8 protein-coding genes and 1 pseudogene are annotated in these 9,246 nt (G+C 54.7%); 5 read left to right on the top strand and 4 right to left on the bottom strand.

Annotated features, from left to right (window positions below):
* Window positions 1-83: 83 nt before the first annotated feature.
* Window positions 84-458: pseudogene (locus tag KNP76_RS10265) on the bottom strand (NUDIX hydrolase); the annotation flags it as partial.
* A 13-nt stretch (window positions 459-471) separates the two neighbouring features.
* On the bottom strand, window positions 472-966 hold the full coding sequence (locus KNP76_RS10260) for an LURP-one-related/scramblase family protein (protein WP_029333979.1): 495 nt from the start codon (window positions 964-966) through the stop codon (window positions 472-474).
* Between the two features lie 135 nt (window positions 967-1,101).
* Here KNP76_RS10260 and mntA point away from each other — a divergent pair, with 135 nt between their 5' ends.
* Genes mntA through KNP76_RS10245 form a run of 3 tightly spaced genes read left to right on the top strand, consistent with a single transcriptional unit; the run spans window position 1,102 to window position 2,358 of the window.
* Window positions 1,102-1,509, top strand: coding sequence for a type VII toxin-antitoxin system MntA family adenylyltransferase antitoxin (gene mntA / locus KNP76_RS10255; RefSeq protein ID WP_214844463.1), 408 nt, complete (start codon window positions 1,102-1,104; stop codon window positions 1,507-1,509).
* A complete protein-coding gene (hepT, locus tag KNP76_RS10250; RefSeq protein ID WP_214844462.1) occupies window positions 1,502-1,909 on the top strand; it encodes a type VII toxin-antitoxin system HepT family RNase toxin in 408 nt (135 codons plus the stop codon). Before mntA ends, hepT begins: the two co-directional genes overlap by 8 nt.
* A gap of 5 nt (window positions 1,910-1,914) precedes the next feature.
* Window positions 1,915-2,358, top strand: coding sequence for a hypothetical protein (locus tag KNP76_RS10245; protein ID WP_214844461.1), 444 nt, complete (start codon window positions 1,915-1,917; stop codon window positions 2,356-2,358).
* A gap of 36 nt (window positions 2,359-2,394) precedes the next feature.
* Here the strand turns inward: KNP76_RS10245 and KNP76_RS10240 are convergent, their stop codons facing one another.
* A complete protein-coding gene (locus tag KNP76_RS10240; protein ID WP_214844460.1) occupies window positions 2,395-5,169 on the bottom strand; it encodes a glycoside hydrolase family 3 C-terminal domain-containing protein in 2,775 nt (924 codons plus the stop codon).
* Entirely contained in the window at window positions 5,166-6,245 is a 1,080-nt protein-coding gene (locus KNP76_RS10235; RefSeq protein WP_214844459.1) for an alpha/beta hydrolase, read from the bottom strand. Before KNP76_RS10235 ends, KNP76_RS10240 begins: the two co-directional genes overlap by 4 nt.
* 135 nt (window positions 6,246-6,380) lie before the next feature.
* Between KNP76_RS10235 and solA the strand changes: the two genes are divergently transcribed.
* Window positions 6,381-7,517, top strand: coding sequence for an N-methyl-L-tryptophan oxidase (gene solA, locus KNP76_RS10230; RefSeq protein ID WP_214844458.1), 1,137 nt, complete (start codon window positions 6,381-6,383; stop codon window positions 7,515-7,517).
* Between the two features lie 99 nt (window positions 7,518-7,616).
* Window positions 7,617-9,062, top strand: coding sequence for a DEAD/DEAH box helicase (locus KNP76_RS10225; RefSeq protein WP_214844457.1), 1,446 nt, complete (start codon window positions 7,617-7,619; stop codon window positions 9,060-9,062).
* Window positions 9,063-9,246: the final 184 nt, after the last annotated feature.

The raw sequence follows: 9,246 nt of genomic DNA, 5'->3' as shown, positions 1-9,246 counted from the left end.
ACCGGCGGTTTATTACTGACGCTCCGTATCCGACATAGCTTTCATCCCACCCCTAAAGGAGTGGGCTTTCTCGCTATGAAGTTCTGTAATGTCAACTCGTCAAGGTCGATGTCCGCCTCGACGAGATAGATGTCATCGAACCCTTCGTCAAAGTTGACCGTCAAATGCGGTCGTGTGTTGGACAAATCGAGTTTCAGCCCAATCTCCTCCTCGAGCTCGCGCATCGCCGCCTGTTGGCTCGTATCACCTACCGTGGCGCTGCCGCCGACGGTGATGTCCCACATGTTCGACCAACCGTCTTTAAACGGCTGGCGCTGTTGAATCAACATCTGTCCGTCCTTGTTGAAGATACAGACGTGGATGACGAGGTGATAGTCACCGTTCTCGAGACGGTTGCCCCGTTGCCATGTCCGCCCTGTTTTCTCGCGATCGACCGTGTACACGTCCCATAATTCCATCTTGTGTTCCCCTTTACGTCGCAGCGCTCGAAGATGCCGCTTGGTCGGCTTTGACGCAGTCGATGGCGACGACGATCGAGATGAGCAAATGTTCCATCGCGTCATCGACCACTCGAATCTCGTACGTATCGCCCCACGTCAGCCATTTCTTTTGGACACTGCCGATGACATGGCCGTCCTGTTTCACTTCGAAGTCCATGTCCCACCAGTTGCCGTCGACTTCAATCCCGGCCGCGTCAATCGTATAGCGCGGTTTGAAGAACGTGAACTCTTTTGAAATCGTCAACGTCTCTTCTCCCTCGACGTCGACGTAAAACGTCGGCAAGAAACTGAACGTCTTCTTCGTGATCGTCGTAATTTCACGTCCGCTCGTATCCGCGATCGTGAACGACTTCGGCAGCTTCATGAAGCTTCCTTCGACGAAATAAATGTCGTGCTCATCCGCATCCTTAATCGTAAAACGTCCGCGCAGACTAAACACTTTCTGTTTCATGTAGAGCGTATTCATGTTCATCCCTCCGATTCGTTGATTATTCTTTTCTTTATACGACTGTTTACCCGAATATGGTTCAACCTTTCATGCTGCAAAACAACTGTTTATACGAAACGTGAAGGGCGTATAATGAGATAAGGGGGTGGGAACATGGTTTCTGACGTGATTAACCAAGCAGTCATCGAAACGATTCGACAGAAGACAGACGCGGATTTCATTTTGTTGTTCGGTTCGTTCGCAAAAGGGACAGCTCGAGATGACAGTGACGTAGACCTCGCATATTTCAGTCAGAAACGCCTCTCACCTTATGAACGATTCACGTTGGGGAACGAAGTGGCCCTCTTATGCGGTCGAGACGTCGATCTGGTCGACATCCGTGAAGTGGACACCGTCTTCGCCATGCAGATTTTCTCAGAAGGCCTCCCTCTGCTCGTGCAGGACGAAAATGAATGGGTCCGGCAACGGATCAAAGCATATCGAATGTATGCCGAGTTGAACGAACAGCGCCAAATGATAGTAAACAATATTCAATCTAGGGGAAGTGTGTTTGATGAATGATGTGATTCTAAACAAAGTGACGACAATTGAGCGTTGTATCAAACGGGTTCATGAGGTCTATGAGGGAAATCCAGAGCACCTTCACGATTTCACGAAACAAGACAGCATCATCCTCAACATTCAACGCGCGTGCGAAGCGAGTATCGACATCGCGATGTACCTCGTCAGCCAAAAGAAGCTAGGGGTGCCAAAAGCGAGCCGAGACGGGTTCATCATGCTCGCGGACGCAGGAATCATTGATCACGACCTAGCCAAGACGCTCATCAACATGGTCGGCTTCCGCAATGTCGCGGTCCATGACTATCAAGCGCTCCAACTAAATATTTTAGAGGCGATTCTCGAGAAACACATTGATGATTTCAAAGCGTTCACAAAAATCATCCTCCAGTTGGATGTGTGACAATCATGGGGGAGCAAATTTCAATTGAACTAACGATTGATTCCTTAACTTATGACACCCAAATCGTTGGCAACATCGCCTTCGTCATCAATTCGTATAATTATTTCCCGGGACAAAGCTGGTCCGATTTTGTCGCCATCGTCTTGAACTGGTGGATTGACAGTTGTCGTGCCCTTGTATTTGCGCCGATACATGAATCGTATGCATTCTCCTTTATGGACGGACCAGTCAAAGTGGTTGCGAGAAAAGTGAACGAGACAGAAGCCGAACTTTTCTACGTGGATCGCGATGCATGTCACGCGCACATGGGGACGGTATCGATTGAAGAGCTAAGTCAATCTCTCATCAAATCGACATACCAGCTTCTCAACGCAATCGACCGAAACGGCTGGGAGAACGAGGAGGCCGAGACGTTACGTCACACCGTAAAATCCATTGAACGCATATAAAAAAGCGCCGCCTCTTTCGAGACGGCGCTTCGTTCGTTATCCGTTTTTCATGCTGAACGAGTCGGCGAGCGTGAACGTGATGTCTTTCACGTCGAGTCCACCGAGCGCGAAATAGAGCTGCAAGTAGTTGTGTTGATTCAAGAAGAACACTTGCTTCGTCTGTGTCACCCATTCCCCGTCCGTCCCGTTGAACGTGAACGTCGGCCCTGGGATGTTGTTCGCGAACAGCGTCACCGGCATCTGGGCGAGTGCGCCCGCGTCCGACTTGGCCGTGATCGTCACGTCATACGTCCCCGTCTCATCGACCGAGACGGCGAAGACGTGCATGCTCCCTGTCGATGTGTCGGCATCACTCAGGCTGACGGGCTCGCCGCTTTCAAGATGACGATACGTCACATCGAAGTCGATGGCCTGGTCGGCTTCCTCGTCGAGTCCGATCACTTCGACCGAGCCGTCGTGGATGCCGAGCGCACGCTCCATCGCCGGCGACGTCAACACGAACCGACAGATGTTCGCCGCGCTCCGGAGCAGTTCTCCGCGTGTGAGCGAGCCGTCGGCAAGTGCCGCCGCCGTATTATCGTCGAACGAGTTCGTGTCCGGACGGTCGACGACCATATACAAGTCGTTTTGTGCGCGCACCATCGCCGCCGTGTTCTGGCGGTTCGCCGGCTCGTCTTCATGATGGTTCACTTTCGCCCACCAGTCGGTCATGACGATGCCGTCAAAGCCCCACTCGTCGCGAAGGACGCGCGTGTTCTGGTCATACAGACCGGCCGTCCAGATGCCGTTGACGGCGCCATACGTCGTCATGATTGAGGTCGCCTTGCCTTCCTTCACCGCCATCTCGAACCCTTTCAAATAAATCTCACGAAGCGCCCGCTCCGAGACGACCGAGTCGATGTCGTGGCGGTGGGCTTCTTGGTTGTTGGCGCTGAAGTGTTTGAGCGTCCCCGTCACCCCGACACGGTGCATCCCGTTCAACTGGGCGACCGCCATCTTGCCGGTCACGTGCGGGTCTTCCGAGAAGTACTCGAAGTTCCGGCCGTTGAGCGGGTTGCGGTGGATGTTCATCCCAGGTCCGAGGAGCGTATCGACGCGGTTCTTCCGCATCTCAAGTCCTGTCATCTCGAACAAGTCTTCCACCAATTGCGTGTTGAACGTCGAGGCGAGGAGCGTCCCGTTCGGAAGCGCGAACGCCTTCGTCCCGATGTCCATGCGGATGCCGGACGGGCCGTCCGCACAACAGGCGGCCGGGATGCCAAACGTTTCGAGACGGTCCGACACCCCGCCGAACGCAGCGGCCGTCCCCGGCGTCACGCGTGGCGAGTTCATGCCTTGACCGCGGACGATGCAGGCGAGGTCCTCATCCGTCAATTGGTCGAGGAACGTCTCAAGGTCTGCTTTCCCGTGATAGACGTCTGAAAGCTTCACGCCTGTGTCACCCGTCTCTTCACGCACGACCGGACGTTCTGCTAGATAACGTGCCTCGACGTCGACGCTGCGAAGCGGTGTCGCCTCATAGCCGACCGTCAAGCCAGACTCGGTCGCACGCGGTTTGATGCGCTCGAACGAGGTGACCGGGGCCATGTTCTCGCTGAGCGTCTCGACGACCTCGAGCGCCTCGACCGCATAGTCGTAGCACGCCTCGGCCGAACGGACGTCAGTCCCGACGTAGAGGCGATACATGCCGGCCTCTAACACGAAGCTTGATTCGTGACCGGTCGCCCCATTGTCGTCATAGCTCGCGAAACCTGTGATGGGAACGCGCAGCGTGAGCGTCTCCCGCTCACCCGGTGCCAAGCGATTTGTCTTGTCGAAGGCGACGAGCGCACGAGCCGGGTTGCCGAGCACACCTTGCGGCTTCTCGACATACAGCTGCACGACTTCTTTCCCGGCGACGTCTCCCGTGTTCACGACGTCAATCGTCACCGTGATCACCCCGTCCGCTTCATCTGAGGATACGACGTCCGTCGAAAACGTCGTATACGACAACCCGAACCCGAACGGATAGAGCACATCGTCTTTCGCGAACGTCTCAAAGTAGCGATAGCCGACGTAGATGTCTTCTTGATAAATGCCTTTGTCGGCGTGCCCGAAGTTTTTCGTCGACGGATAGTCGTCAATCGATTTCGCGATCGTGTCGGTCAACTTACCGGACGGGCTGACCGTTCCCGTCAGTACATCGACGAGCCCGGTGCCACCTTCAAGACCCCCTTGCCAGGCGTAGAGGATCGCGCTCGGTTCGTTCGCCCAACGCATATCGATGATGTTGCCGACGTTCAAGACGACGGCCGTCTTCGAGAACGTCCGCGAGACCTTTTCAATCAACTCGAGCTCGATGTCGGTCAACAAGTAGCTGCCCGGGTCGGCCGTGTTGTCACGGTCTTCCCCAGCCGTGCGCCCGATGAAGACGAGCGCGACGTCTGATGCGGCAGCCGCTCGCTCAACGAGTTCATCTGTCACCGCCATCTCCGGCTGTGACCACGGTTCGCCGGCCCAGCCGACACCTTGGTCGAACGGGTTCTCCTCGACCCACGTCTCGTACGTTTCGAGGAGCGACTCGTTGACGTCAATCCCTTCTGTCGCTTGAAGCGCCTCGAGCGGGCTCGTCACGTGGGAGACGTTGACCATCCCGCCAGAACCGGTGCCGCTCTTGTAGTAGTTGAATTGACTGCGGCCAAAGACGGAAACGGTCGTCCCCGCTTTTAGTGGGAGCGTCGCCTGCTCGTTCTTTAAGAGGACCGCCCCTTCTGAAACAGCTGTCCGTGCCAGTTGCTTATATGTATCCCAGTTCAATGTATATGTCTTCATCTTGTCATCTCCTTTAATCCATTTGCGATTTCAGCCAGGCAATCTTCTGCTTGGGGATAGTCACCGAGTTTGTCCATGAACGCGTGGTCCACCCCCCGGTATTGAATCAACCTCGTCTTCACCCCATCACGCGCCAACTTCCGCGCGTACGCCTCACCTTCGAGCCGTAAATAGTCGTACTCGGCCGTGATGATTAACGCCGGCGGCAAGCCTGTGACGTCTTCTGCGAAGAGCGGGGAGACGAGCGGGTCGGTTAGCTCGGCCTTGCCTTGTAGATAGATTTGGTTCAACAGATTTTCTGAATCTCCGAGTGCCATCACGACGCCACGGATCAAGTCGTGATGATGCTTGATTTCATAGCGGTCGAGCGTCCATTCGTAATCTTCTGTCGGAATCGACCCTAAATTGACGACCGGATAAACGAGCGCTTGGAAGATGATCCAGTTCGTCCCTTGCGCCCGGTCCATGAGACAACACGCCGTCGCCAAGTTCCCACCGGCACTGTCACCGGCGACCGCGATTTGATGGCGATCGACGTTTAACTTTTCTGCCTGCAGATACACCCATTCGACGGCGGCGAAGCAGTCGTCTAGCCCCGCTGGGAACGGATGCTCCGGCGCGAGCCGGTAATCGACCGAGACGACGAGAGCGTTCGCCTTCTCGGCGAGCCGTTTACACGGGTTCTCGACCGTATCGAGCGTGCCGCCGAAGAAGCCGCCACCGTGGAAAAAGAGGATCGCCGGTAACGTCTCGGTCGTGTCCGGGCGATACATCCGGGCCGGAATATCCCCGTCTCCACTTGGAATGTTGACTGTCTCCGTCGTGATGACGGTCTTGGTGACGTCCCGGTTCGGCCAGCCCATGCTCGCCCGGGCACTCGCCAAATCGAAAATCTCGGGTCCGTCAGACGGCACAAAGGCGCGCATCGTGGCGAGCACCCTCGGGTCGAGATCACCCGGGACGTCCGAATCCGGGATCGGTTTTGTGATCGTCTCGACACCGTCAATCGTCTGAGACGGACGTGCGGTTTTGAGTCGCTCGACTAACCGTTCATACACTTCAACATCGTTCGACATATCAAGTTGCCCCTTCCAGTTCAAAATTAGGAATATAGTTAAACGATGATTCAATCATGCACAAGAAGAAATTGACAATTGCGTTTCTTTTCCCTACCATTTCTACTAATACCCAAATGGAGAGGGATGGATGGAATGACTGATATACAGTATGACGTCGCCGTGATTGGGGCCGGGACGATGGGGATGGCGGCTGCCTCGTTTTTGACAGCACGAGGTGCGCAGACGCTCGTCATCGATGCCTTCGACCCGCCCCACGACAAAGGGAGTCATCATGGTGATACGCGAATGATTCGCCACGCTTACGGAGAAGGACGGCAATATGTCGCGCTCGTCAAACGGGCCCAAACGTTGTGGGAAGAACTCGATCGCGAGGCGGCCTATCCGGTTTTCCAAAAGACAGGTGTTCTCGGCCTAGGTCCAGCCGATTCTGTATTCTTGAACGAGATGATGGCCTCGGCCGATGAACATAACTTGTCGCTTCAACGTCTTTCGTCTACGGACGTCATGAACCGGTGGCCCGGTCTATCGATTCCCGACGACTATATCGGCTGTTTCGAGACGGAGTCGGGCCTGCTCTATAGCGAGAATGCGATTCGGGCGTATCGCGAGCGTGCTGTTCGAAACGGTGCCACCCTTGCCATGAACACGCCGGTCGTCTCCATCACACCGACAGCCGTCGACATCACAATTGCGACACGGAACGAGACGTTCCACGCGAAGAAAGTGATCGTGACGGTCGGGGCTTGGGCGAAACAGCTCCTTCCTGATATCTCACTCCCGCTGCAACCGACAAGAAAAGTCGTCGGTTGGTTCGATGCCGATGAAACGTTGTTCAGCGACATGGCGTTCCCTTCTTTCTTTATCGAGGACGACGAACGCATGTTTTACGGCTTCCCGAGCCTAGATGATTCCGGCTTAAAAGTCGGCCGTACCGATGGCGGACAACCGATTGACCCGGGGCTTCACACGCAAGACTTTGGCCGCTATGACGCGGACGAAGGTGACTTGCGACGATTCCTATCCGCCTATATGCCGGCGGCGAACGGTCCGTTGAAACAAGGGAAGACGTGTCTTTATACGATGTCGAGCGACCATGACTTCATCATCGACTTTCATCCCGAGCACGACTCGATTCTCTTCGCATGCGGCTTCTCCGGTCATGGGTTCAAGTTTGGTAGCGTCATGGGTGAAGTGTTGAGTGAACTCTCGTTACACGGTGAGACACCGTTCGATTTATCACGCTTCTGCTTGGCCCGTTTTCAGGCATGAACGACGAACTGCCTCGTTTCGTGTATAATGAGGCGTAATCCAAATCGCTAATGAAAATTTCGAATACAGAAGTTTCTTACATGAAAACGAGGTAAACACATGAATCAACCACAATTTGCAGACTACCGCTTAAGCGAAGAAATCCAACGCGCGCTCGGTATTATGAAGTATGTCGCCCCGACCGAGGTCCAACAAAAAGTCATCCCGCTCGCACTCGAGCGTCAAGACCTCGTCGTCAAAGCGCAGACCGGAAGCGGGAAGACAGCCGCCTTCGGCATCCCGGTCACCGAGCTCATCGACTGGACCGAGAACAAGCCGCAAGTCTTGATTCTTACGCCGACGCGCGAACTCGCCGTTCAAGTTCGAGAAGACATGACGAACATCGGCCGTTTCAAACGCATCAAAGCGGCAGCGGTCTACGGGAAAGAACCGTTCTCGAAGCAACGCGAAGAATTGAAACAAAAAACGCACATCGTCGTCGGAACACCGGGACGCGTCATGGACCATATCGAGCGTGAGACGCTCGCTTTAGACAAAATTGAATACTTGATTATCGATGAGGCGGACGAGATGTTGAACCGCGGCTTCCTCGCCGACGTCGAAGCGATTCTTGATCAGTTGCCGACAGATCGCGTGACGATGGTCTTCTCGGCCACGTTCCCGAACGACATCGAGCGTCTCTGCCAAAAGCATATGAATGAGCCAGTCCGTGTCGCGATCGAATCTGCTGGCGTCACCGCCTCAACGATTGAGCATCGTTTGATCGAAGTCCGCCGCGAAGAGAAACTATCAGTCTTAAAAGACGTCACCGTCGTCGAGAACCCGGACAGCTGTCTCATCTTCTGTCGGACGAAAGAACATGTCGACACGGTGTACAGCGAACTCGACCAAGCTGGCTACTCGTGTGAGCGACTTCACGGCGGGCTCGAGCAAGAAGACCGCTTCGCCGTCATGAACGGCTTCAAGATGGGCAACTTCCGCTATCTCGTCGCGACCGATGTCGCCGCTCGCGGCATCGACGTCGACAACGTCGCGCTCGTCATCAACTATGACGTGCCGATGGAAAAAGAGAGCTACGTACACCGGACGGGCCGAACAGGGCGCGCCGGGAAGCAAGGAAAAGCGATCACGCTCGCCACACCGTATGAAGGCAAGTTCGTCAACGCCATCGAGTCGTACATCAAGTTCGAGATCCCGGAGATGGACGCGCCGACCGAGAGTGAAGTCGCGAAAAACCAAGCCGCGTTCGAAGAGAAGTTGAGCGGACGCCGCGTCGTTCGAAATAACAAGACGGCACGTATCAATCAAGACATCATGAAGCTTCACTTCAGCGGCGGGAAAAAGAAAAAGCTCCGCGCCGTCGACTTCGTCGGGACGATCGCCAAAATCCCAGGCGTCACGGCCGACGACATCGGCATCATCACGATCACCGATCAGATGACATACGTCGACATCTTGAACGGCAAAGGGTCGCTCGTTCTAGAAGCGATGGAGACGACACCGATTAAAGGGAAGAAGTTGAAAGTAAGCAAAGCCCGGAAATAAACGATGCCTTGGAGGACGTGTTCCTCTAAGGCTTTTTTATTGTCATCCACATAACCGAAAGCGCTTTCGATAAGGTTCAAAAAAATAAGGGTGATTGAGAGAACGCTTTCAAGAGCATCATACCGATATTGATGTCTAAATTCAACCGCCCTTACGCGATTGTCATAAAAAAGCCCAGGAGGAA

The sequence above is a fragment of the Exiguobacterium sp. s150 genome, from assembly GCF_018618435.1.
Taxonomy (GTDB): Bacteria; Bacillota; Bacilli; order Exiguobacteriales; family Exiguobacteriaceae; genus Exiguobacterium; species Exiguobacterium alkaliphilum.
The sequence above is the reverse complement of the archived record's forward strand: the minus strand, read 5'-3'. Positions and strand labels throughout refer to the sequence as shown.

What these genes read in the sequence shown, in the direction of transcription:
- KNP76_RS10260 (WP_029333979.1), bottom strand. Translation starts at nt 966, where the DNA reads ATGAATACGCTCTACATGAAACAGAAAGTGTTTAGTCTGCGCGGACGT.
- mntA (WP_214844463.1), top strand. Translation starts at nt 1,102, where the DNA reads ATGGTTTCTGACGTGATTAACCAAGCAGTCATCGAAACGATTCGACAG.
- hepT (WP_214844462.1), top strand. Translation starts at nt 1,502, where the DNA reads ATGAATGATGTGATTCTAAACAAAGTGACGACAATTGAGCGTTGTATC.
- KNP76_RS10245 (WP_214844461.1), top strand. Translation starts at nt 1,915, where the DNA reads ATGGGGGAGCAAATTTCAATTGAACTAACGATTGATTCCTTAACTTAT.
- KNP76_RS10240 (WP_214844460.1), bottom strand. Translation starts at nt 5,169, where the DNA reads ATGAAGACATATACATTGAACTGGGATACATATAAGCAACTGGCACGG.
- KNP76_RS10235 (WP_214844459.1), bottom strand. Translation starts at nt 6,245, where the DNA reads ATGTCGAACGATGTTGAAGTGTATGAACGGTTAGTCGAGCGACTCAAA.
- solA (WP_214844458.1), top strand. Translation starts at nt 6,381, where the DNA reads ATGACTGATATACAGTATGACGTCGCCGTGATTGGGGCCGGGACGATG.
- KNP76_RS10225 (WP_214844457.1), top strand. Translation starts at nt 7,617, where the DNA reads ATGAATCAACCACAATTTGCAGACTACCGCTTAAGCGAAGAAATCCAA.